Raw genomic sequence first — 23,407 nt, forward strand, 5'->3', positions numbered from 1 at the left:
TGTGGAGGAGGGTGCCGGGCGGCTCGACGACGGTGGCACACTGGCCGCGTGCCGAAGCGCTTCATCCCGTTGACCGAGGTCTCCGAGATCCTCGACGTCTCCGCGGCCCAGGCGTACGCCCTCGTGCGCAGCGGCGACCTGCCGGCCATCAAGGTGGGCGGCCGCGGGCAGTGGCGGGTCGAGACGAGCGAGCTCGAGGCCTACATCGAGCGGATGTACGCCCAGACGCGCGACTTCGTGGCCACGCGCGGCGAGACCCCCGAGGGCGGCCCGGCGCAGGGCTGAGGCCCTCACCGGCGCGACTCGACGACGCGCAGCCCCGCGAACGGCAGGGCGCTGACCCGGCGCACGTTCTCGGGGCGTCGCGGCTCGCCCTCGGGGTGCTCGGCGAGCAGGACGTGGTCGGACCCGACGACGTCGAGGGTCCCGACGAGCACGGGGCCGCCGGCCAGCCCGACGGCGACAGTCGTGCGGTCGCGGGCCAGGACGCGCAGGGCGTGACCGAGCCCGAAGCGCCGCGCGGTGCGCCCCGGGTCGGCGTGCGCGGGCAGTCCGGCGACCGAGAGCACGGCGTGCTGCGGCACGAGCCACTCGCGGCCCCTGTCGCCGAGCAGCAGCCAGCCGTCGCCGACGTCGGCCAGCGTCCCGGCGAGCGAGCGCCCACCCTCGAGGAGGACGGAGACCGGCGCGCCCAGGGCCGCGACGAGCCGGGCGGTGAGGTCGACCAGGGCGCGCTCGCGCCGGGTCCGCTCGGCCACCTCGCTGTCGAGCTCGCGGCGCTCCTCCGCGGCCAGCTGCCCCTCGAGGTCCGCGAACAGCCCCTCCCACCTCATGGTCTCCCCCTCGCTCCGCGCGTCCACCGGCCCGCGCACGTCCGCACGTCGATGGGCACACGCTCGTCGATGGCCACGCGCCTCTCGGTGTCCACGCGCTTCTCGATGTCCACAGGCTAGCCACGACCCCTTGCCGGCGTCAGCACCGTCGTCTACCGTCCACGGCATGCAGGGAGCACCAAACGACACCAAACGACACCCAACGCGCCTTTCCGTGGCGATGCTGGGCACGGCCGTCGCCGCCGCGACGACCGGGGCGCTGGGCGTCCTCGCCCTGCGCACCGCCCGGGCTGCCTCCGCCGGGGTCCCCGTCACGGCCGACGACGCCCTCGTGGCGGCGCTCGCCGCGCTGGCCGCGGTGGTCCTCGGCTGGCTGGTCCTCGCGATGGTGCTCGAGGCCCTGGCCGGGGTGCCCGGTGTGGTCGGCCGTCACGCCGCCCTCCTCTCGGCGAGGCTCGCGCCGCGGGCCGCCCGACGGCTGGCCGCGCTCGTCCTCGGCGCGGGGGTCGTCACGGGCGGCGGCCTCGGGACGGCGAGCGCCGACCCCCTGCCCGGGGCCATGGCGCGGCCGACGGTGACGCCGGCCGTCCACGGCACGGCCGCCACGGACACCGGCCTGCCCGACCCGGGCTGGGGACCGGGTGGCGTCGTCGCCCCCGACCCCGGCTGGACGCCCGACGCCCCGGTCGTGCGGCGGCAGCCCGACGTCTCCGTCGTCAGCGGGCGCGTGACGGGCGCCGACCGCGACACCGTCGTCGTGCACCGGGGCGACTCGCTCTGGACGCTGGCCGCCCGCCACCTGGGGTCCGGGGCCACCGACGCCGAGATCGCGAGGGCTTGGCCGCGCTGGTACGCCGCGAACCGGGCGCTCATCGGCGCCGACCCCGACCTCCTCCTGCCCGGCCAGGTCCTGCGCGCCCCGACGGTGGACGCGTCGTGACGCGCGTCGCCCTGCCGGTGCTGCTCCCCGCGCGCCCGCTACCACCCGCCCTGCCCCTCGGCGAGGCGCTGCGCCGGGCACGCGCCGCACGGGCGCCGGCCCCTCGCGTCCCCGGGTACGTCCAGGACGCCCTCGCCGTCGACCTCTCCTGCGCCTCCGACGAGCAGGTCTTCGGCCCGCAGCGCACGACGCGTTCCGACCTCCCCGAGCCGGCTGCGTGGGCCGCCTACATCGTCCAGGCGCTCCTCGAGGTGATGAGCGGGCAGCGCCCCGCCCCCCAGGTGCTGCGCTGGACCACCCCCGAGGTCTACGCGGTCGTCGCCCGCCGCGGGGCCCGCGTCGCGCGTCGAGCGGCCGACGGCCGCCGCTCCCCCGCCCACCGCACCCACGTCCGGCGGGTCCGGGTCTGCGAGCCCGCCGACGGCGTCGCCGAGGTCGCGGTCGTCGTCCAGCACGGGCCGCGCGTGCGCGCCGTCGCGCTGCGGCTCGTCGGGCAGGACGGCAAGTGGCGCGTCGCCGCGCTCCAGGTCGGCTGAGCCGGCGACCTCGCGCGGCGTCGCCCGGCGGCGACGCCCCCGAACGGCGACCGGGCCGGTCCCCCGGTGAGGGGACCGGCCCGGTCGGCGGTCGTGCAGGGGCAGCCGGTCAGCGGCGCCCGTGGCACATCTTGAACTTCTTGCCCGAGCCGCAGGGGCACGGGTCGTTCTTGCGGGTCGTCGCGAGCTGCTCCTCGGTGAGCGTCGCGCCGGTGCCGGCGGCGTCGTCGCGCACCTCGACCTCGCCGGTCTCGGTGGGCGCCGAGTAGTGCAGCGCCCCCGTGCGGGGACGGCCGACGCCGACACCCGAGACCTCGACGTGCGGGGCCTCGTCGTGCGCGGGCTCGCCACCCTCGGCCGCCTCGGCCGGGGCCTCCTCGGTGGCCGCGCCACCGCCGCCCCCGGCCATCGCGCCGAGCATCTGCGAGACGTGGACCGGCTCGACGGCCGGCGCCTGCTGCGCCTCGTCGACGCTGACGTCGACGTGGAAGAGCAGCCCGACCGACTCCTCCTTGACGGCCTCGTTCATCGCCTGCCAGAGCTGGAAGCCCTCGCGCTGGTACTCGACGAGCGGGTCGCGCTGGGCCATCGCGCGCAGGCCGATGCCCTCCTGGAGGTAGTCCATCTCGTAGAGGTGCTCACGCCACTTGCGGTCCAGGACCGAGAGCATGACGCGGCGCTCGACCTCGCGCATGACCTCGGACCCGAGCGCCGCCTCGCGCTCGTCGTAGGCCCGGTGCGCGTCCGAGAGCAGCTCCTCCTTGAGGATCTCCGTCGTCAGCCCGGAGCGGCCGCCGGCCGCCTCCTCGAGCTGCTCCGGGGTGACCGAGATCGGGTAGAGCGCGCGTAGCGCGGTCCAGAGCCGCTCGAGGTTCCAGTCCTCGGCGAAGCCCTCCCCGGTCTCGGCGTCGATGTAGCCCTCGACGACGTCGTTGACGAAGAAGCGCAGCTGCTCGTGGAGGTCCTCGCCCTCGAGGACGCGGCGACGCTCCTCGTAGATGACGGTGCGCTGGCGGTTGAGGACGTCGTCGTACTTGAGGACGTTCTTGCGGATCTCGAAGTTCTGCGCCTCGACCTGCGCCTGCGCCGACTGGATCGAGCGCGAGACGAGCTTGGACTCGATCGGCTGGTCGTCGTCGAGCTTGGCGGTCGTCATGACGCGGTCGACGAGGCCGGCGTTGAACAGCCGCATGAGGTGGTCCTCGAGCGAGAGGTAGAACCGCGACTCGCCCGGGTCGCCCTGGCGGCCGGAGCGACCGCGCAGCTGGTTGTCGATGCGGCGCGACTCGTGGCGCTCGGTGCCGAGGACGTAGAGGCCGCCGAGCTCGGTGACCTCCGCGTGCTCGGCCTCGACCTCCCGCTCGGCCTGCTCGAGCGCGGCGTCCCAGGCCGCCTCGTACTCCTCGGGCGTCTCGTGCGGGTCCAGGCCGCGGTCCTTGAGCGTGGCGACGGCGCGGAACTCGGGGTTGCCGCCGAGCATGATGTCGGTGCCTCGACCGGCCATGTTCGTCGCGACGGTCACGGCGCCCTTGCGGCCGGCGTCGGCGACGATCGAGGCCTCGCGCTCGTGGTGCTTGGCGTTGAGGACCTCGTGCCGGATGCCGCGACGGCGCAGCTGCTCGGAGAGGTACTCCGACTTCTCGACCGACACGGTGCCGACGAGGACCGGCTGGCCGGCCTCGTGCTTCTCGGCGATGTCGTCGACGACCGACTTGTACTTGGCCTCCTCGGTCCGGTAGACGAGGTCGGCCTGGTCCTGGCGCACCATCGGGCGGTTGGTCGGGATCGGCACGACGCCGAGCTTGTAGATCGAGTTGAGCTCGGCGGCCTCGGTCATCGCCGTACCGGTCATGCCCGAGAGCTTGTCGTACATGCGGAAGTAGTTCTGGAGGGTGATCGTCGCGAGGGTCTGGTTCTCGTTCTTGATCTCCACCCCCTCCTTGGCCTCGATGGCCTGGTGCATGCCCTCGTTGTAGCGGCGGCCGGCGAGCATGCGCCCGGTGTGCTCGTCGACGATGAGGACCTCGCCGTTCATCACGACGTAGTCCTTGTCGCGCTGGAAGAGCTCCTTGGCCTTGATCGCGTTGTTGAGGTAGCCGATGAGCGGCGTGTTGGAGCTCTCGTAGAGGTTGTCGATCCCGAGGTGGTCCTCGACCTTGTCGATGCCGCGCTCGAGGACGCCGACGGTCTTCTTCTTCTCGTCGACCTCGTAGTCGCCGCGACCGGACTCGAGCTCGCCGCGCTCGAGCCGCTGCACGATGCGCGCGAACTCGGTGTACCACTTGGTCGGCGCGTCGGCCGGGCCCGAGATGATGAGCGGCGTGCGCGCCTCGTCGATGAGGATCGAGTCGACCTCGTCGACGATGCAGAAGTTGTGGCCGCGCTGGACGAGCTCGTCGGTCGACCACGCCATGTTGTCGCGCAGGTAGTCGAAGCCGAACTCGTTGTTCGTGCCGTAGGTGATGTCCTTGGCGTACTCGACGCGCCGCTGCTCGGGCGTCATCGAGGAGAGGATGCAGCCGGTCTCGAGGCCGAGGAAGCGGTGGACGCGACCCATGAGCTCGGACTGGTACTCGGCGAGGTAGTCGTTGACCGTGATGACGTGGACGCCCTTGCCGCTCAGGGCGTTGAGGTAGCTCGGGAGGGTCGCGACGAGCGTCTTGCCCTCACCGGTGCGCATCTCGGCGACGTTGCCGAGGTGGAGCGCGGCCCCACCCATGAGCTGGACGTCGAAGTGCCGCTTGCCGATGGTCCGCTTGCCCGCCTCGCGGACCGCCGCGAACGCCTCGGGCAGGATGTCGTCGAGGGTCTCGCCGTCGGCGAGGCGCTTGCGGAAGGTGTCGGTCTCGGCGCGCAGCTCGGCGTCGGTGAGCTTCTCGAAGTCCTCCTCGATCGCGTTGACCTGCGCGGCGATGCTGTCGAGCTTCTTGAGGATGCGTCCCTCACCGGCACGCAGCAGCTTCTCGACGATCTTCACGAGTGGGACTCCCTGGTAGACGGACGACGGCGGCGTGGGCGAGGCGGTGCCCGAGCGCCGGACCCGCCTAGGGTAGTCGAGGCCCCCGCGGCCGTCCCGCGGCGGCGCACCCGAGGGTCCCAACGGCCGGTCGGCGCGCCCCGGTTCCCGCCCACGGGGTCCCGGTGGTTGGGTGGGGCCCATGACCGAGCCCGTCTTCCCCGACTGCGTGCCGGTGCTCGACGACGGGCACGTCCGCCTGCGCGCCCACCGCCGCGCCGACGTGCCCCGGATCGTCGAGCAGTGCCGGGACCCGGAGGTCGTCCGCTGGACGACCGTCCCCCGCCCCTACGACGAGGGCGATGCGCGCTCCTTCCTCTCCCTCGTCGAGGCCGGCTGGAACGACGCCGACGGCGACCGGCTCTGGGCGCTCGAGGACGCCGCCGACCCCGACCGTGGCTACCTCGGCACGGTCGACCTCCGCCCCCGCCTCGGGGGGAGCGTCGCCGAGCTCGGCTTCGTCCTGCACCCCGATGCCCGCGGCTCCGGCTTCATGGCCGGCGCGGTCCGGCTCGCCGTCGCGTGGTTCCTCGAGCAGGGCGGCACCCGTGTGCACTGGAAGGCCGAGCGCGGCAACTTCGCCTCCTGGCGGGTCGCGTGGGCCTGCGGGTTCGCCCACCACGGGACGTTGCCCGGCTCCCTGGCGGCGGTCGACGGCGGCCCGCCGGTCGACGCGTGGCAGGGCAGCATCGGCCCGGTCGACGTCCTCGAGGCGCGCACGCCGTGGCCGGAGCCGCCGGTGCTGCGGACCGACGAGGGCGGCGGCCTCGTGCTGCGGCCGTGGCTCGACGAGGACGTCGACGCGCTCGAGCCGCGCGACCAGCCGGCCCACCACATGCCGGCGCGCGGCATCCTCGAGCCCGACACCTTCCCCGAGTGGCTCCTGACCCGCCGCGAGAAGATGGCCCTGGGGACGACGCTCAGCTGGTGCGTCGCCGACGCGCGCACCGGGAAGGCGCTCGGCGAGGCGCTCGTGTTCGTCCACGAGGGGACGCTCGACGACGACACCGCCGAGCTCGGCTACCAGGTGCTGCCGAGCGCCCGACGCCGCGGCGTCGCGACGGCGGCGGCCCGGCTCGTCGCCGCCCACGCGCTCGCCCCGCGCGCTGACGGCGGCCTCGGGCTGCGCCGCCTCGTGGCGCAGACCGCGGAGGACAACATCGCCAGCAACGCGGTGCTCGACGCGGCCGGGTTCGAGATCTGGGGCCGCGAGACCGAGGCCGACGTGCTGCCCGGTGGCCGGACGGTCGAGTCGCTGCACTGGGAGCGGCTGCGCCCCTGGGCGCCCTGACCGGGCGCGGCTCACCCCTCGGTGGCGACGCCCCCCAGGCCGAGCCAGCCCGCCATGAGGGCCAGCTCCTCGCCGAGCTCGGCCGCGTCCGACGCGCCACCGCGCCCGGGCTCCCACGTCGTGCGCCGCACCCGGAGCAGGCCGGCGGCGCGGTCGCTCTTGAGGTCGAGCCGGGCGACGAGCTCGTCACCGAGCAGGAAGGGCAGGACGTAGTAGCCGTGGACACGCAGCTCCTCGGGCACGTAGATCTCGAGCCGGTAGTCGAAGCCGAAGAGCGCCGCGACGCGCTCGCGCTGCCACACGAGCGAGTCGAACGGCGAGAGCAGCGCGCGGGCCCGGACGCGGCGCGGCCGGCGGGCGTCACGGTGGAGGTAGACCGGGCGCCGCCAGCCGTCGACGGTCGCGGGCAGCAGCGTTCCGTCCGCGACGAGCGCGGCGAGCGCCGGGCGGGCCTGCTCGGGGCGCAGGCGGAAGTAGTCGCGCAGGCACTGCTCGCTGCCGACGCCGTGGGCGCGGGCGGCGATCTCGACGAGCCGCCGGAACGCCTCGTCGTCGGGCGGCCGCGCCGCCGGGTCGAGCGCGGCCTCGCGCAACGCGGGGGGCAGGACGCGGGCGGGGTGCGCGTAGCGCCGCTCGAACTGCGGCGTGCGGCCGGCGCTGCCCAGGCGCCCGGCCCAGAAGAGGTGCTCGAGGGCGTTCTTGACGAGCGACCAGTTCCAGCCCCAGTGCTCGCGCTCGCGGGGCAGGTCGTGCGCGAGCGCCGCCTCGACCTCCCGGCTGGTCATCGGCCCGTGCGCCGTCACCTCGGCGAGGACGGTCTCGACGAGCCCGGGGTGGTCCCGCGCGACGCGCTGCATCCCGCCCCAGGCGTCCTCGCGGGCCCGGCGCATCCGGAAGTCCAGCAGCGGCCACGTCGCGGGCGGGACGAGCGAGGCCTCGTGCGCCCAGTACTCGACGAGCCGGCGGGGCGCGCGGTCCCGGGCGCGGTCCAGCAGGGCCGTGTCGTAGGGCCCGAGGCGCGAGAAGAACGGCAGGTACTGGCTGCGCACCACGACGTTGACGCTGTCGATCTGGACGACCCCGACCGTGTCGATCACCCGCTGCACGTCGCGCGTGCCCGGCGCCGGCGGGCGCGGGCGGGCGAAGCCCTGGGCCGCGAGCGCGATGCGCCGGGCCGCGGGGCGGGTGAGCCGGAGGGGAGCCGGCTCAGGCATCCGGCGGGACGAGGCGCTGCTGGTGGGCGTACACCGCCGCCTCGACGCGCGAGTGGAGGTGCAGCTTCTCGAGGATGCTGCGGACGTGGTTCTTCACGGTGTTCTCGGCGATGCCGAGCGCGTCGGCGACCTCGCGGTTGACCATCCCGCGGGCGACGTGCCGCAGCACCTCGACCTCGCGGTCGGTCAGCGTCGTCGGCTCCGGCCCCTCGGGCACGCTGCCGGCCTGGCTGAGCCGGCTGAACTCCTGGAGCAGGGTGGCCGCCATCCCCGGCGGGATGATCGCCTGGCCGTCGTGGACCCGGCGGATGGCGTCGGCGACCTCCTCGCCGGGCAGGTCCTTGAGCAGGTACCCGCTGGCCCCGGCCTTGATGGCCTCGAAGAGGTCGCTCTCGTCGTCGCTCATCGTCAGCATGAGGATGCGGATGCGCGGGTCGGCGGCATGGAGGCGAGAGGTCGCCTCGATGCCGCCGACCACGGGCATCCGCACGTCCATGAGCACGACGTCGGGGTGCAGCCGGGCGCAGAGGTCGACGACCTCGCCGCCGTTGCCGGCCTGCCCGACGACGACGGCCGCGCCGTCGAGCTCGACGACGATGGCCATCCCCTGGCGGTAGAGGGCGTGGTCGTCGGCGATGACGACGCGGATGGGGCCGGGGCGCGCGTCGGAGACCTCGTCGGTCCCGTGCGCCTCTGGCACCCCACTCACCTCGTCCGTCACGTCGTCATCGTGTCAGGTCAACCGGCCGCCGTGCGGCCCCCACGCCCGGGCGGGCGTCAGGAGGCCGCCTCCTCGACGCCGCCGGTCTCGTCGAGGTCGAGGTGCAGGACGCCGTAGGACCACCCGCGCCGCCGGTAGACGACGCTCGCGCGGTCGGTCTCGACGTCGTGGAAGAGGTAGAAGTCGTGACCGACGGCCTCCATCTGGGCGAGGGCATCGGTCAGCGTCATCGGGGTGGAGCGGTGCACCTTCTCGCGCACCTCGATCGGGGAGTCGCCGAAGGGGTCCTCGGGCAGGTCCTCACCCTCGCTCGGCGCCACGTCGGGCGCCTGGATCCGCGAGGTCGCCATCGCCACGGACTCCGGCGTGCGACGACCGCGGTGCACCCGCTTGCGGTCGCTCTGACGCCTCAGGCGCTCCATGAGCTTGTCGATCACCACGTCGAGGGCGGCGTACTTGTCGTCGGCACACGCCTCCGCGCGCACGACGGGCCCCTTCGCGTAGCAGGTGACCTCCACCCGGTCGCAGGCCTTGGCCTGGGAGCGGTTGGCCTCATGACTGACCATGACCTCGACCCGCCGGGTGCGTGGGGCGAGCTGGGTGATCTTGGCCAGCTTCTCCTCGATGTGGTCCCGGAATCGGTCGGAGACGGTCAGGTGCCGTCCGGTGACGACGATGTCCACGTGGTCCTCCTCGTGCTCGATGGTGTGGGGGCCGAACACTCAGCGACAGGGGCACCACCTCCGGAACACGGGGTCCATGCACAGACGCTAGCCCTCACCGGGGGGCCTCACAACCACGACGGGAGAACCGGTCTCGTCGTCTCGGTCACTGGTCGGACCGGGGCCGGGCGCGCGTCGGCGGGGTGGCCGCGACCACTGCTGCCGCGACGTGGCGCGCCCCGGCGGCCCGCACGGCCCGGGCCGCCTCGGCGAGCGTCGCCCCCGTCGTCACGACGTCGTCGACGAGCAGGCAGACCGCTCCCTCGACGATCCGCAGGTCAGCGGCCCGCACGCCCATCGAGCCCGCGAGGTTGACCGCCCGCGCGGCCCGCCCGAGACCGGTCTGGTCGGCGACCGCCCGGGTGTGCCGCAGCACCCGCCGGCAGCCGACCCGCGGGTCACCGAGACGTGCGGTGGCGTCCGTCGCGAGGGCCCCGACGGCGTCCTCGCCGCGGCGGCGGCCGGCGCGACGCGCCGTGGGCACCGGCACGACCAGCACCCCTCCCCGCGTCCGGGCGGTGCGCAGGACGGGGTCGGTGGCCAGCGCGCGGTGCATCGCCTCGGCGAGGAGCACGGCGAGCTCCGGGCGCAGGTCCGCCCGCCCGGCGTCCTTGTGCACGGTCACGAGCACCCGCACCGGCCCGGCGCAGGCGGTGGCCGCCCACGCGGCCGGCCCGCCGGCGGGGACGACGACGTCCGGGGGCGGGGTGCGGGCCGCCCGTCGGCAGCCCGGGCACCACGCCGCCCCGGGCGCCGCGCACCCGCCGCACCGGACGGGCAGCACGAGCCCGACCGCGTCGCGGACCCCGGCCGCGACCACACCCGTCAGCCCGCCCGCCGCGCTCATCTGCCCCCACTGCTCTCCCCGCCGGGCCACACCGCCTCCCCTCCCGTCGGCGACGCGCCGAGCCCGGACCAGCCTCGACCCCGCGGGCCACCGGCGACACCCCGCCGGGACGAGCTGTGGACGGGCGCCGCGCGGGCCCCGACCTGTGGACGACCGCAGGAGGGGGACGAGGAGGCGCTCAGCCCGCCGGCGTCGCGAGGTCGGAGGCCTCCCCGCTGTCGACCCAGCGCAGGCCGGAGCGCGAGAGCAGCCGGTCCCCCCGGGTCACGAGGTAGAGGTCGCGCTCGCCACCGGTCGTCGCGACGAGCCGGGCACCGTCGGCCTCGGGGAGGTCCGCGACGGCGGCGTCCACGCTGACGAGCACCGGCCGGGCCGGCGCGCCACCGACCGAGGCGACGGTCGCCACCTGCTGGGGGTCGACCCACGTGAGCCCGCTCGCCGCGGTGACCCACGTGCCGAGCCGCATCGGCGCCGACAGCCGCTCGGGCCGCTGGCCGCCGCCGCGCACGACCCCGGCGAGGTCGAGCCGGACGCCGGAGCCGTCCGGGCGGGCGGACAGGACGACGACGCGGTCGCCGTCGGCGGCCACCCGGGCCTCGAGGACCCGCCGGCCCGCGAGCCAGGAGGCCTGGACCGGCTGGGCGCGCGCGGCGACGAGGTCGGCGGGCGAGACGCGGGTGTCGACCGTGAACAGGCGCGAGGCACCGGAGCCCACCGCGCCGGCCCAGAGGAACCCGCGGCGGTCGTAGGCGGGGGCCCCGACGTCGCTGCCGAACGGCGGCACCTCGTACCGGTTGGTGCCGCGCCAGCGCGACAGGCCGTCCCCCGACGGGTCGACGGCGGCCGTCTCGGCGCCGTCGACCGACAGGGCGAGGTGGGTGAAGTCCGCGGGCACGTCCGGGTAGGTGCGCGGCGCGCCCTTCTGCCGGGCGCTGCCCGTGGGGTCGAAGACGGCGACCGTCGCTCCCCGGCGCACGACGGGGGCGGTGCTGTCGGTGCTGGACTCGGCCGGGAAGCCGATCCGCTCCAGCGAGGACACCGGCCCGTCGACGCCGTCGAGGTCCACGGGCACGCCGTCGACCTGGAGCGTGACCGCGGTGACGGTGGGGTCCTGGGTGAGCGTCGTGAGGAACTGCGCCCAGATGTTCTCGCGGGTGGACTCCCCGGGCGCCAGCCGGCTCGCGATGAGGTTGACCGACACCACGCCCGAGGGGTCGATGGACACGGCGTCCCCGAGGAGCCGGGCCCCCGCGGGGACCGCCGTCGTCGCGGCGCCGAGCAGGTGGTCGGGCACGGGGTCGAGCTGGGCGCGGGCCAGCCGGGTCACGAGGCGGTCGAGGGGGAACCAGCGCACGTCGGGGACGGTGGCGCGGTGGCTCGCCGAGACGTAGTGGACGGCGAAGGGCTGGACGAGGCGCGGCACGTCGTTGTCGGCGATCCACCGGCCGAAGCCCTGCGGCATCCCGTCGATGCGCCACTGGCCGCCGACCGAGGTGAGCGAGAAGCGGGCCGAGACCGTGCGGCCCGGCCGGGCCGCCTTGAAGCGTCCGTCGGCGTCGACCGTGCCCGACGCCGGGGCCGTCACCTCGACGGTCGCGGGGTCGAGCACCCGGGTCGTCGGCGAGGCGTCGCCGGAGAGGAGGACGATCTGCTCGTCGGGCTGCCAGCGCTCGGCCATCCGCGAGGTGAGGAACTTGCGGGCGTTGTCGTACTTGCCGTCGCTGGAGGCCCCCGCCCGCAGGAACCCGCTGACGATGCCCTCCTGGGTGGCCCGGGCCGCCGGGCCCGGGAAGACCAGCCCGACGTCCGGGCCGATCGGGGCGGTGACGTCGAGACCGGACTCGACCGGGCCGCTGCGGCTCAGCCCGCTGCAGCCCGCGAGGAGCACGGCGGCGACGAGGGCCGCGAGGACGCGCGGCGACCTCACTGCTCGTCCCGGGGGCTGAGCGGCAGCGGCGAGGAGTGCAGGGTGCTGCCCGCGTGGGCGGGCAGCGTGAGGCGGAAGCGCGACCCCTCCCCCGGCTCGCCCCAGGCCTGGAGCCAGCCGTCGTGCAGCCGGGCGTCCTCGAGCGAGATCGACAGCCCGAGACCGGTGCCGCCGGTGGTGCGGGCACGGGCGGGGTCGGCCCGCCAGAAGCGGGTGAAGACGTTGGCGGCGTCGCCGGGGCGCAGCCCGACGCCGTGGTCCTCGACGACCACGGCGACCGCGTGGTCGTCGACCCCGATGCGGACCTCGACCGGCCGCCCCTCGCCGTGCTCGACGGCGTTGACGACGAGGTTGCGCAGGATCCGCTCGACCCGTCGCTCGTCGACCTCGGCCTCGGCGGGGCCGTCGGGCGCGTGGACGGTGACGACGCTCCCCCGCCGCTCGGCGAGCGGGCGCGCCGCCGCGACGACCTTGGCGACCGTGCCGCGCAGGTCGACCGGCTCGAGGTCGAGCACCGCGCCGCCGGCGTCGAACCGGCTGATCTCGAGCAGGTCGGCGAGCAGCGCCTCGAAGCGGTCGAGCTCGCCGGCGAGCAGCTCGGCGGACCGGGCGACCGGCGGCTGGAACTCCTCGCGCGAGTCGTGGAGGACGTCGACGGCCATCCGGATGGTCGTCAGCGGGGTGCGCAGCTCGTGGGAGACGTCTGACACGAACCGCTGCTGCACGGCCGAGAGGCCCTCGAGCTGGCGGATCTGGCTCTGGAGGCTGTCGGCCATGTTGTTGAACGAGGTCGCGAGCAGCGCGAGGTCGTCCTCGCCGCGCGCCGGCATCCGCTCGTTGAGGCGGCCGGCCGAGAGCCGCTGGGCGACCTGCCCGGCCCGCCGCACCGGGGTGACGACCTGGCGGGTGACGACCCACGCGACGGCACCCACGAGGAGGGTGAGGATGACACCGGCGACGAGGAAGGCGTTGCCGATGAGGTCCATCGTCGCGACCTCCTGCTCCATCGGGAAGATGAAGTAGAGGTCGTAGACACCGGCGTTCGTGATGGTGACGACGCTGCCGACGACGACCGCGGGCACCTCGCGGCCCCCGAGCCGCAGCTCGCCGAGCTGGGTGTGCTGCCGGCTCGGGTCGGCGGCCACCGCGGCGCGCAGCTGCGGGCTCACCGCGTCGATGCCGACGCCGCGGTTGCTGCGGGCCTCGACGAGGACGATGTCGCTGTCGTTGTTCGCCGAGCGGTTCATGACGACGTAGCGGCTGGGGTCCGGCCCCGGCGCGCTGAGGATGCGGGTCATGATGTCGGTCGCCGAACGGTTGAGCTCGTCGACCGAGGCCGAGGTCGAGGCGTTCCACTGGCCCTGCGCGCGCGAGGTGAGCGAGAGGGCCTCGTACTCGGAGTTGGTGACCCGGCTGCGCTCGAGGCCGGTCGCGATCTGCTCGTGGAGCACCGAGCCGAGGACCGTGACGACGACGAGGCCGAGGAGCATCGTCGTCGCGACGACCCGCAGCCGCAGCGACTGCCGCCAGCGACCGCGCAGCCCCCGCAGCCGACGACCCGCCCCGGCCGAGAGCCGGCGCAGCACGGCGGCGCGGCGCTCCGCACCGGACGTCCCGCCCGCCGGGGTGGGCGACACGACGGTGCCGCGGACCGGCTCGCGGGTGCTCGCGTCGCGGCCCACGCCGACGTCGGCGGCCCCGGACACCGTCAGGCCCGACCGGCCTTGTAGCCGACGCCGCGGACCGTCACGACGATCTCGGGGTGCTCCGGGTCGTGCTCGATCTTGCTGCGCAGCCGCTGCACGTGGACGTTGACCAGGCGGGTGTCGCCGGCGTGGCGGTAGCCCCAGACCTGCTCGAGGAGGACCTCGCGGGTGAAGACCTGCCACGGCTTGCGGGCGAGGGCGACGAGGAGGTCGAACTCCAGCGGCGTCAGCCCGAGGGGGCGGCCGTCGCGCACGACCGTGTGCCCGGCGACGTCGATGACGAGGTCGCCGATGGTCAGGCGCTCGGGGGCCGGCTCGTCACCGCGGCGCAGCCGCGCCTTGACGCGGGCGATGAGCTCCTGCGGCTTGAACGGCTTCACGACGTAGTCGTCGGCGCCGGACTCCAGCCCGAGGACGACGTCGACCGTGTCGGTCTTCGCGGTGAGCATGACGATGGGCACGCCGGACTCGCCGCGGATCTGCCGGCAGACCTCGAGGCCGTCGATGCCGGGCAGCATGACGTCGAGCAGGACGAGGTCGGGGCGGTACTGGCGGAACACCTCGAGGGCGCCGCTCCCCTCCGCGACGTGCTCGACCTCGAGCCCCTCGGAGCGCAGCACGATCCCGAGCATCTCCGCGAGCGCCAGGTCGTCGTCGACGACGAGCACACGACCCTTCACCAGACGTCCCCGTCCTTCCCCGAGCGTTGACTCCGGCCCCCATGATCACACAGCGCCCCGGGAGAACTCCGAAAGACAGGAGGGATCGGCGTCGCGCACGTACCCTGTGAACCGTGGTCCGCCTGCTGCGGCTGGCGCGCATCGACGCGTCCGCCACCATCCGCCTCGCGTTCGCGGTGCTCAGCATCTTCCTCGCCGTCCTGGCGAGCAAGATGATCGAGCTCGCGCCGTGGCTCCTCGCGGTCCTCGTGCTCGACCTCGTCGTCACCGCGCTCGACCGGCTGCCCATCTCGCGACAGGGCCTCCTCGACACCGTCGTGCTCACCCTCCTGTGCCTCTCGGCGGGCGCCGCGGGTGCGGGCTACAACGCTGCGCTGCAGTCGGGTTCGTTGCTCATCCTCGTGCCGGCCTACCACGCGGGATCGCGCTTCGGGAGGGTCGGCTACCTCGGCACCTGTGTCGTCGGCAGCGCCGTCTACCTCCTGACCTCGGTGGGGCACAACGACGACAAGGGCTTCCGCATCGGGCTCGTCGCCTGGGTCGCCGCCGCCCTGGTCCTCGGCGCGCTGGGCGCGTGGAACCAGCGCCTCTCGAGCGAGAACGACCCCGAGACCGCCGATCCCGCTGCGCGCGAGGCCATCCAGCTCATCCAGCGCCTGCACGACCTCTCCGAGGAGATGGCGACCGGACTCGACGCCCCGGCCGGCGCGACGCTCGCGCTCGACCTGCTCTCGGCCGAGGTCCCCTCCTCCCGCAGCGCGGTGCTCGTCGCCTCCGACTCCGAGCACCTCGTGCCGGTGGCCCTGCGCGGCTCGACCCGCGCCCCCTGGTACCTCGCCGACGCCCTCTCCGACCTCCTCGCGCAGAACCCGGCGAGCTGGCGCCCCACCGAGATCCCCTTCGCGGACGAGCTCGGCCAGCGCAGCGCGCTCGTCGTCCCCTTCGCCTACGGCGTGGGCCCGACGACGGTCGTCGTCGTCGAGCGCGGCATCGACCACCCCTTCAGCCACGACGAGCGCCGGGCCGTCTCCGAGGTGACCCGCCGCCTCGCCCCGACCGTGCAGGCCGGTCTGCTCTTCGGCAACCTGCGGCAGTACGCGAGCCTCGAGGAGCGCAACCGCATCGCCCGCGACATCCACGACGGCATCGCGCAGGAGCTCGCGGCCCTCGGCTACGCGGTCGACGCGCTGCGGATGCAGGCCGGCCCGCCCGGCCAGGGGATGCGCGACTCCCTCGACGCCCTGCGCGAGCAGCTGAGCGACGCGATGGCCGACCTGCGCACGCACATCACCGACCTGCGCGTCGCGGAGCGCCCGGGCAGCGGCCTCGGCGCCGTCCTCGGCGCCGCCGTCCAGAGCTTCGGCAGCATGACGGGCGTCCGCACGACCATCACCGTCAGCGAGGGCCGGCGCCGCCTGGACCCGCGGGTCGAGATGTTCGTGCACCGGCTCGTCATGGACGTCCTCGCCGACGCGCAGGCCTCCGGGGCGCGCAACGCCTGGGTCAGCCTGTCCACCTCGGTCGTCGGCCCGGCCGTCGTCGACGTCTCCCACGACGGCGACCCGCGACGCGCCCGGCGGTCCTACCGGAACACGACGCTCGACGAGCTGACCGGGACACTCGTCGTGCGCAACGAGCCGAACGGTCGCACCACCGTTAACCTGACCGTCGAGGAGCCGTCGCCTGCCGGCACGCTCCATCCTGCGAGCTGAGACAACCGAGGGAGAGACCGTGACGATCAGCGTGGTGCTCGTCGACGACCACGCGGTGGTGCGCGAGGCGGTGGCGGGGATGCTCAACGCCCAGGACGAGGTGAGCGTCGTCGGCCAGGCCGGCTCGCTCGCCGAGGGCCGGGCCCTCTTCGACCGCCTCCTGCGCACACCGCCGCCCGGGCGCGTCGTCGCCGTCATCGACGTGACGATGCCCGACGGGAGCGGCCTCTCGCTCGTGCGCGCGGTCCGCGAGCGCGCCAAGGACATCGGCCTCGTCGTCCTGACGATGCTCAACGACGACTCCACCCTGCTCGAGGCGCTCGACGCGGGTGCGTCGGCCCTCGTGCGCAAGAGCGCGCCGGCCGACCAGGTGCTCTCGGCGGTGCGCCGGGCCGCGGACTTCCCTCTGGAGTTCTCGGCCAGCGGTCTCGCCGAGGCGATGCGTCGCCAGCACGAGGCGCCCCAGACGACGCTGACGACCCGCGAGACCGAGGTCCTCAAGCTGCTCGTCGAGGGCGCGTCGGTGGCGCAGGTCGGCCGTCAGCTCTTCATGAGCCCGTCGACCGTCAAGACGCACATCGGCAAGATCTACGAGAAGCTGGGCGCCCACAACCGGGCCAGCGCGGTCATCGCGGCCGTGCGCCTCGGGCTCGTCGCGGACGTCGACCGCACCTGACGCCCGGCGCGGGGCGGCGCGGTTCCGCGTCGTCCCGGTGAGGGCGGGGAAACCGGCTGGTGGCGGGGATGCGTCCCCGCCACCAGCCGGTTTCCGCGTCACCCCTGTGGCGGCGCGGAGGGTGGTGGCCGTCCCGCGAGGGGCGGGTCGGCGACGTTCAGCCTGTACGACCGCCGTCGGGCCGTGGCGGCGGAGCGACCACGAGGGTCGCCCCGCCGACGGGCTCACAGCGCGCTGAAGGAGTCGATGATCGTGATGACTCCGGGGCCGATGATGACGATGAACAGCGCCGGGAAGATGCACAGCAGCAGCGGGAAGAGGATCTTCACCGTGACCTTCTGCGCCTGCTCCTCGGCCCGCTGACGGCGCACGACGCGCATCTCCTTGGTCTGCTCGCGCAGGACCGCGGCGATCGGCAGGCCGAGCCGGTCGGCCTGGACGAGGGTGCTGACGAAGTTCTTCATCTCGGGCGCCGTCGTGCGCTCGCCGAGCGAGGAGAACGCCTCGCCGCGGGACTTGCCGATCTGCATCTCGGACAGGACGCGGGCGAACTCGCCGGCGATCGGGCCGTGGACGGTGCGCGCGACCTGGAGGATCGCGGCGTCGAAACCCTGGCCCGCCTCGACGCAGACGGTGAGCATGTCGAGCGAGTCGGCCAGGCCCTTGCGCATCTCCTGCTGGCGCTTGAGGCCGGCGTTGTAGACGAGCAGGTCGGGGACGAAGAAGCCCGCCGCGCCGGCCGCGAGGGCCCCGAGGAGGCCGGTGACGGACAGGCCGACGACGACGAGCACGACGAGCACGCCGAGGATGAGCCCGAGGCCCTTGGCCCCCATGACGCGCTCGACGGTCCACATCTTCGGGTTGCCGGCGCGCTCGAGGTTGCGGGCGATCCGTCCCCCGGTCCCGGCGGGAGAGAGCCGGTCGGCGATGCCGCGCAGCCGGTCGAGCGTGGGCGCGAGCAGCCGCTCCTGCACCCCGAGCTCGTTGGACGCGACGTCGCGCGTCGTCGGCTTGTGGTCGAGCAGCTCGAGCGAGCGGGCGACGCCCGTCGTCGAGGAGGCACCCATCCCCACGGCGAGGACGAGCAGGACGAGGGCCAGGGCGATGAAGCCGGCGGCACCGAGCAGGAGGATCACGTCACACCTCGATCTGGACGATCTTGCGCATCCACACCACGCCGAGCCCCATGGCGACCAGGCCGGCGGCCAGCATCAGCCAGCCGAGCGGTCGGGTCCACAGGAGGCTGACGTAGGCGCGGTTGGCGACCGTGCTGTAGAGGAACAGGCCGATGGGCAGGCAGATGAGGGCGTAGGCCGACAGGCGACCCTCGGCCGAGAGCGCCTTGACCTGCCGGCGGAGCATCTCGCGCTCGCGCAGGGTCGCGGCCGTCGTGCGCAGCGTCTCGGCGAGGTTGCCGCCGACCTCGCGCTGGATGCGGATGGCCATCGTCGTCCAGCGCATGTTCGGGCTGTCCATCCGGGCGGCCATCTTGTCGAGGGCGTCGCTGACGTCGGAGCCGATGCGGGCCTCGGCGAGCGCCCGGCTGAACTCCTTGGCCGCGGGCTCCCCCGCGTCCTGGGCCACCGAGTCCAGCGCCTGGAGGAGGCTGAAGCCCGAGGCGAGCGAGGTCGCCACCAGCATCATGACGTCGGGCAGGAGCGACTCGAACTTGCGGGCGCGCCGCTTGGCGAGGAAGCGCAGCACCATCGGCGGCGCGAGGAGGCCGATGAGGGCGCCGAGCCCGCCGCCGAGCAGCGGGATGCCGCTCACGAGGAGGATGCCGCCGGCCACGCCGACGACGACGGAGACCAGGCGCAGCACGAGCCACTCCCCCGCCCGCCAGGGCAGGTCGGCGCGCACGAGGAGCTCCATCGTGCGGGTCGTGGAGTCGCGGCCCTCCATGAAGGACTCGCCCATCGAGACGATCGACTCGCTGATGGCGGCCGCGCTCGGCGCCTGGCGCGCCTGGGCGCGGGCCCGGCCGATGCCGTAGCCCTCGATCGCCTCGATGCGCTCGGAGCGCCGGCTGCGGAAGGCCGGCGCGGCGAACCCGATCGCCAGGCCGAAGACGCCGAGGAAGACGACGGCGATCGCGGGCACGAGCAGGGTCGGGGACAGCGCGGTGATGGCCGTCAGCGCGGCGGGGTCCGTGGCGGCCACGGGCGCGACGAGCGGCCCGTCGTCCTCCGGCACCTCGACGGGGGCGACGTCGCCGAGGTCGAGGCGCGAGCTGTTGATGAAGCTGCGGCCGCCGGCGGTGCCGTCGATGGTCAGGAGCTGGTCGCCCCCGACGTGGGCGGGCTTGGTGACGGTGAGCACGACCTGCGAGTCGAGCGCGACGGCGGCGGCGTCGAAGGCCGCCGCGACGGCGGCCCGGTCGGCCGCGTCGGCGACGGAACCGCCTCCCGCGGCGGCGAACTGGCGCAGCACCTGGACGTTCGCCTCGCCGGAGTTGAACGAGACGACCTCGGCGCGGACCTTGGCGCGCTCGAGGGCGCGCAGCGCCGCGGCCTGCGCGGCGGCGTCCGCCGCGTCCCCCCCGGAGAGGCCGGCGACGGTGTCGCCACCGTCGCTGAGGAGCAGGATGCTGCGCTCGCCGTCGGTGCCCAGGCCGCGGACGGCGTCCTGGACGGACTTGTACAGCGCGGTCTCCCCGTTCGCCCGCAGCGCGCCGACGGCCTTGCGCACGGCGGCGCGGTCCGTCGTCGGCGCCACGTCGATGCCGGAGGTCGAGGCGAAGGACACGACGCCGACCTTGACGTCCGGCGGCACGGCGGCGAGGAAGCGGGCGACGCCGTCGCGGACGACGGCCATCCCGGAGGCGCCCATCGAGCCGCTCGTGTCGATGACGAGCATCGTCGAGCGGGGCTGCTTCGTCGGCGCCGAGACGGTGACCGGCACGATGCGCGAGCCGAAGGTCGCGGTGACGCTCTTCCAGTCGACGTCGACCTTGGCGTCCGGGCGCAGCACCAGGGTCGCGGTGACCTTGTCGCCCTGGACGCGGACGTCGGACAGCGTCGAGGGGATGCTGTCGGCGGCGTGGGCGCGGGGCGCCGCGAGCACCGGCACGAGGAGCGCGAGCAGCACCACGAGCGCCGCGACGGCCACGGGGAGCACGGCCGTGCGGTGGCGCGAGGGCAGCAGGTGGGGGCTCACGTCAGCCGCGCCCCGTTGATGAACAGCTGCGGGGCGACCTCGATGCCGAGGTCCTGCAGCTCGGTGAGGAACTTCGGCCGCAGGCCCGTCGACACGAGCGTGCCCTTGAAGCGGCCGTTCTCGTCGCGGCCGGCGCTCCAGTCGAAGGTGAAGATGTCCTGGAGCGTCACGACGTCGCCCTCCATCCCGACGACCTCGGTGATGGCGACGATGCGCCGCGAGCCGTCCTTGAGGCGGGACTGCTGGACGATGAGGTTGACCGCGCCGGCCACCTGCTCGCGGATGGCCCGGACCGGCAGGTCGACGCCGGCCATGAGGACCATCGTCTCGAGGCGGGAGAGCGAGTCGCGCGGGGTGTTGGCGTGGACGGTCGTGATCGACCCGTCGTGGCCGGTGTTCATCGCCTGGAGCATGTCGAGGGCGGCGCCGTCGCGGACCTCGCCGACGACGATGCGGTCGGGCCGCATGCGGAGGGAGTTCTTCACGAGGTCGCGGATGGCGATCGCGCCCTTGCCCTCGATGTTCGCCGGGCGCGACTCCAGGCGCAGGACGTGGTCCTGGTGCAGCTGGAGCTCGGCGGCGTCCTCGATGGTCACGATGCGCTCGTCCTCGGGGATGAACGACGAGATGACGTTGAGCGTCGTCGTCTTGCCCGAGCCGGTGCCGCCGGAGATGACGATGTTGCGCCGGCCCATGACGCAGGCCTTGAGGAAGTCGCGCACGCTCGCGGTGATCGTCCCGAACGCGATGAGGTCGGCGTCGGTGTACGGGTCCTGCGAGAACTTGCGGATGGTGAGCATCGCGCCGTCGAGGGCGATCGGCGAGATGACGGCGTTGACGCGCGAGCCGTCGGGCAGGCGGGCGTCGCACAGGGGGCTCGCCTCGTCGACGCGGCGGCCGACGCGGCCGACGATCTTGTCGATGACCCGACGCAGGTGCGCCTCGTTGGAAAAGTGCGTCTCGACGCCGTACAGCTTGCCGCTGCGCTCGACGTAGATGCTGTCCGGGCCGTTGACCATGATCTCGGAGATGTCCGGGTCGCGCAGCAGCGGCTCGAGCGGGCCGTGCCCGAGGATCTCGTCGGACACCTCCTGCGCGATGCGGGTGCGGTCCGCGTGCGAGAGCGGCGTCTGCTCGGCGTCGATGGTCTGCTGGAGGGTCGTGCGGACCTGCTGGGCCAGCTCGGCCTCGGGCAGGTGCGGGTCGTACAGGCGCGGGCCGAGGCTGTCGATGAGCGCCTGGTGCACGCGCCCCTTGACCTCGCCGAACGGGTCGACGACGCGGCGGCGGGCGACCGCCCCCGGGCGCGTGCCGGAGCCGGCGGCGTTCGTCGGCTGCTGCTGCTGGGTGACGGCCGCCTGGGCGCGACGGACGCTGTCGAGACGGTCGGCGAGGCTCATCGACGGCTCCTGAAGAGGCCACGGCGGGCGTGGACGTCGACCGGCTCGACGTCCACGACACCGGAGGAGTGGGGGCGGATGTGGGAGTCCACGAGGTCGCGGATGGCCACGCTGACGGGCAGCTTGGGCTCGTCGAGGACGATCGGCACCCCGCGGTTGACCGACGCCGGGACGGTCAGCGAGCTCGGGATGTTGACCGCGATCGCGGTCTTGATGGCGGACTCGACGTCCTCGGGCCGCAGCCCGACCTTGGCGTCGGCGCGGTTGAGGACGATGACGCGGGCGTCCTTCGGGCTCCCGATCATGTCGAGGGTGTCGATGGCGACGCGGAGGTTCTTGACCGCCGGGATGTCGAGCGTCGCGATGAGGACGAGGACGTCGGAGAGGTCGACGGCCGCCAGCACGTGCTCGGTGAAGCTCGGCGGGGTGTCGACGACGACGAAGTCGTAGCTGCGCCGGGCGACCTTGATCAGCTCGGCGACCGTCGCCACCGGGATGCGGTCGGCGTCGCCCGGGTCGTTGGGCGCGCAGATGACCTCGAGGCCGCTCGCCTCGTGGGTCGTCACGAGGCTGCGGATGCCCTCGTCGTCGATCGTGCCGGCCATGGCCACCGCGTCGAAGACCGAGCGGTCGGGCACGAGCTGGAGGCTGATCGCGACGTCGCCGAAGGAGAGGTCGAGGTCGATGAGGAGGGTCTTGTGGCCCAGCCGCGCCAGCTGGCACGCGGTGTTCGTCGAGACGGTCGTCTTGCCGACGCCGCCCTTGGCCGAGAAGACCGTGACGATCTTGCCGTCGTGCGACGCGGCGCCGCCGGCCGCGCCGACGAGGCGGGTGGTCAGCTCGCGGCTGCGGCGCAGCGCGTCGGCCAGGCCGGTGTGGTCGTCGGCCCCGACGACCTCGCGGATGCCCGAGCGCAGGGCCTGCGAGAGCGTCGTGACGTCGATCCGCGAGCGCAGGAGGATGACCCCGAGCTCGGGCCGCTCGAGGCGGACGGTCTCGGAGAGGCTGCAGGCCTCGTCGAGCGCGACGTCGGCCCCGATGACGACCTGGTCGACCTGCGCGTTGTCGTGGAGGAAGCGCGCCACGAGGACGGCGGAGTCGAGCGGCGTCGTGTCCGGGCCGAGCGCGAAGCGGTAGCGCTCGACGGCGACGGGGTCCGGATCCCAGAGGACGTTCACCGGGTCGGGTCCTTCAGGAGGTTGAGGTCGTCGGCCTCGAGGGTCGGGCTGATCTTCAGCTCCGAGCCGCGCAGGCCGGCGTAGAGGGTCTTGCCGTTGATCGCGTGGACCAGGCGGACCGCCTGCTCCGGCGTCACCTCGAGGGTCACGAGGAAGCTGGCGCTGGAGGCCTGGGCCGCGTCCGCGCCCTCGGTGCCGTTGACCGGGGTGAGCGAGGCGTCGCCCATCGCGATGACCTTGACGTTGTCGAGGAGGACCGAGGTGGCCTGGACGTCGTTCTTGGCGAGGACCGAGTCCTCGTTGCCCGAGTAGTCCTTGGCCTGGTAGGTCATGAAGATCGTGAGGAAGGAACCCGGGGTGACGAAGTTGCCCACCCGCGCCGGGTCCTGCAGCTGCACCGAGACCGCGAGCTTGCCGGCCCCGATCTCGAGCTTCTTCTCGCCGACCGGCGTGTCTCCGAAGCCGGCTCCCAGCACGTACTGCCCGGGCTGGACGTCGGTGAGGGCGACGAGGTCGCTGTTCTCCTCGTCCACCTTCTCGAGGGCGCCGAGCGGCTTGGCCCGGGCGGCGACGTCGGTCTGGACGATCTGACCGAGGCGCACGGCGTCCCGGAGGCTGGTGCCCGCGGGGACCACCGTGTTCGACACGTAGACCTTCGAGGGGCTGGCGGCCGCGACGGCGCGGGCGTCCGCGCCTCTCGCGTAGACGAGGACGAGGACGGCCCCGACGAGCGCGATCACGGCGGCCGCGAGGATGGCGAGGATACGACGACCCATGGGAACGGTGTCCTTACAGAGGTTTAGTCAGGTGCAGGCACCCGCGTGGCGGGCGGTGGTGCGGGGCCCGGGGACC

General features: G+C 74.1%; 20 protein-coding genes. 6 read left to right on the top strand and 14 right to left on the bottom strand.

Going from position 1 to position 23,407, the window contains the following annotated elements; genetic code table 11:
* The first annotated feature begins 48 nt into the window (after positions 1–48).
* Positions 49–285, top strand: coding sequence for a helix-turn-helix domain-containing protein (locus HL663_RS17115; RefSeq protein ID WP_173029478.1), 237 nt, complete (start codon positions 49–51; stop codon positions 283–285).
* Between the two features lie 5 nt (positions 286–290).
* Here HL663_RS17115 and HL663_RS17120 read toward each other — a convergent pair whose 3' ends face one another.
* Complete coding sequence (locus HL663_RS17120; protein WP_173029479.1) at positions 291–833, bottom strand: hypothetical protein; 543 nt, start codon at positions 831–833, stop codon at positions 291–293.
* 214 nt (positions 834–1,047) lie between these two features.
* On the opposite strand from HL663_RS17120, the gene HL663_RS17125 reads away from it, so the two are divergent.
* Together HL663_RS17125 and HL663_RS17130 are read left to right on the top strand one after the other, a co-directional pair.
* Positions 1,048–1,773: a LysM peptidoglycan-binding domain-containing protein gene (locus HL663_RS17125; RefSeq protein ID WP_173029480.1), complete on the top strand. Its 726-nt coding sequence runs from the start codon at positions 1,048–1,050 to the stop codon at positions 1,771–1,773.
* Complete coding sequence (locus HL663_RS17130; protein ID WP_173029481.1) at positions 1,770–2,309, top strand: Rv3235 family protein; 540 nt, start codon at positions 1,770–1,772, stop codon at positions 2,307–2,309. The genes HL663_RS17125 and HL663_RS17130 overlap by 4 nt, the downstream gene beginning before the upstream one ends.
* 109 nt (positions 2,310–2,418) lie before the next feature.
* Here the strand turns inward: HL663_RS17130 and secA are convergent, their stop codons facing one another.
* Positions 2,419–5,286, bottom strand: coding sequence for a preprotein translocase subunit SecA (gene secA / locus HL663_RS17135; RefSeq protein ID WP_173029482.1), 2,868 nt, complete (start codon positions 5,284–5,286; stop codon positions 2,419–2,421).
* A gap of 181 nt (positions 5,287–5,467) precedes the next feature.
* On the opposite strand from secA, the gene HL663_RS17140 reads away from it, so the two are divergent.
* Positions 5,468–6,616, top strand: a complete 1,149-nt coding sequence (locus HL663_RS17140; RefSeq protein ID WP_173029483.1) for a GNAT family N-acetyltransferase — start codon at positions 5,468–5,470, stop codon at positions 6,614–6,616.
* Between the two features lie 11 nt (positions 6,617–6,627).
* Here HL663_RS17140 and HL663_RS17145 read toward each other — a convergent pair whose 3' ends face one another.
* From HL663_RS17145 to mtrA, 7 genes are all read right to left on the bottom strand, one after another.
* Complete coding sequence (locus tag HL663_RS17145) at positions 6,628–7,830, bottom strand: winged helix-turn-helix domain-containing protein (protein ID WP_173029484.1); 1,203 nt, start codon at positions 7,828–7,830, stop codon at positions 6,628–6,630.
* Positions 7,823–8,530 carry a response regulator gene (locus HL663_RS17150; protein WP_286175745.1) on the bottom strand — a complete coding sequence of 236 codons (708 nt, stop codon included), beginning with the start codon at positions 8,528–8,530 and terminating at the stop codon, positions 7,823–7,825. Before HL663_RS17150 ends, HL663_RS17145 begins: the two co-directional genes overlap by 8 nt.
* Before the next feature lie 77 nt (positions 8,531–8,607).
* Positions 8,608–9,234 carry a ribosome hibernation-promoting factor, HPF/YfiA family gene (hpf, locus tag HL663_RS17155; protein WP_173029486.1) on the bottom strand — a complete coding sequence of 209 codons (627 nt, stop codon included), beginning with the start codon at positions 9,232–9,234 and terminating at the stop codon, positions 8,608–8,610.
* Positions 9,235–9,379: 145 nt separating this feature from the next.
* On the bottom strand, positions 9,380–10,150 hold the full coding sequence (locus tag HL663_RS17160; protein ID WP_216842614.1) for a ComF family protein: 771 nt from the start codon (positions 10,148–10,150) through the stop codon (positions 9,380–9,382).
* Positions 10,151–10,298: 148 nt separating this feature from the next.
* Positions 10,299–12,047 (bottom strand): LpqB family beta-propeller domain-containing protein, encoded by a 1,749-nt coding sequence (locus tag HL663_RS17165; protein WP_173029487.1) that lies wholly within the window; start codon positions 12,045–12,047, stop codon positions 10,299–10,301.
* A complete protein-coding gene (mtrB, locus tag HL663_RS17170; protein WP_286175746.1) occupies positions 12,044–13,753 on the bottom strand; it encodes an MtrAB system histidine kinase MtrB in 1,710 nt (569 codons plus the stop codon). The genes HL663_RS17165 and mtrB overlap by 4 nt, the downstream gene beginning before the upstream one ends.
* Positions 13,754–13,755: 2 nt before the next feature.
* Complete coding sequence (gene mtrA / locus HL663_RS17175) at positions 13,756–14,433, bottom strand: MtrAB system response regulator MtrA (RefSeq protein WP_173029488.1); 678 nt, start codon at positions 14,431–14,433, stop codon at positions 13,756–13,758.
* A gap of 113 nt (positions 14,434–14,546) precedes the next feature.
* Between mtrA and HL663_RS17180 the strand changes: the two genes are divergently transcribed.
* A complete protein-coding gene (locus HL663_RS17180; RefSeq protein WP_173029489.1) occupies positions 14,547–16,145 on the top strand; it encodes a sensor histidine kinase in 1,599 nt (532 codons plus the stop codon).
* Positions 16,146–16,164: 19 nt separating this feature from the next.
* The gene (locus tag HL663_RS17185) at positions 16,165–16,821 is read left to right on the top strand and encodes a response regulator transcription factor (protein WP_216842615.1); all 657 of its coding nucleotides are present in this window, start codon (positions 16,165–16,167) and stop codon (positions 16,819–16,821) included.
* Positions 16,822–17,045: 224 nt separating this feature from the next.
* Here the strand turns inward: HL663_RS17185 and HL663_RS17190 are convergent, their stop codons facing one another.
* Genes HL663_RS17190 through HL663_RS17210 form a run of 5 tightly spaced genes read right to left on the bottom strand, consistent with a single transcriptional unit; the run spans position 17,046 to position 23,331 of the window.
* Positions 17,046–17,957 (bottom strand): type II secretion system F family protein, encoded by a 912-nt coding sequence (locus tag HL663_RS17190; RefSeq protein WP_286175747.1) that lies wholly within the window; start codon positions 17,955–17,957, stop codon positions 17,046–17,048.
* 1 nt (position 17,958) lies between these two features.
* Complete coding sequence (locus HL663_RS17195; RefSeq protein ID WP_286175748.1) at positions 17,959–19,977, bottom strand: type II secretion system F family protein; 2,019 nt, start codon at positions 19,975–19,977, stop codon at positions 17,959–17,961.
* Positions 19,974–21,377: a TadA family conjugal transfer-associated ATPase gene (locus HL663_RS17200; RefSeq protein ID WP_173029490.1), complete on the bottom strand. Its 1,404-nt coding sequence runs from the start codon at positions 21,375–21,377 to the stop codon at positions 19,974–19,976. The genes HL663_RS17195 and HL663_RS17200 overlap by 4 nt, the downstream gene beginning before the upstream one ends.
* Entirely contained in the window at positions 21,374–22,555 is a 1,182-nt protein-coding gene (locus HL663_RS17205; RefSeq protein WP_173029491.1) for a CpaE/TadZ family protein, read from the bottom strand. Before HL663_RS17205 ends, HL663_RS17200 begins: the two co-directional genes overlap by 4 nt.
* Positions 22,552–23,331: an RcpC/CpaB family pilus assembly protein gene (locus HL663_RS17210; RefSeq protein ID WP_173029492.1), complete on the bottom strand. Its 780-nt coding sequence runs from the start codon at positions 23,329–23,331 to the stop codon at positions 22,552–22,554. Before HL663_RS17210 ends, HL663_RS17205 begins: the two co-directional genes overlap by 4 nt.
* Between the last annotated feature and the right edge of the window lie 76 nt (positions 23,332–23,407).

It is taken from the genome of Arthrobacter sp. NEB 688 (genome assembly GCF_013201035.1).
Classification (GTDB): Bacteria; Actinomycetota; Actinomycetes; order Actinomycetales; family Dermatophilaceae; genus Phycicoccus.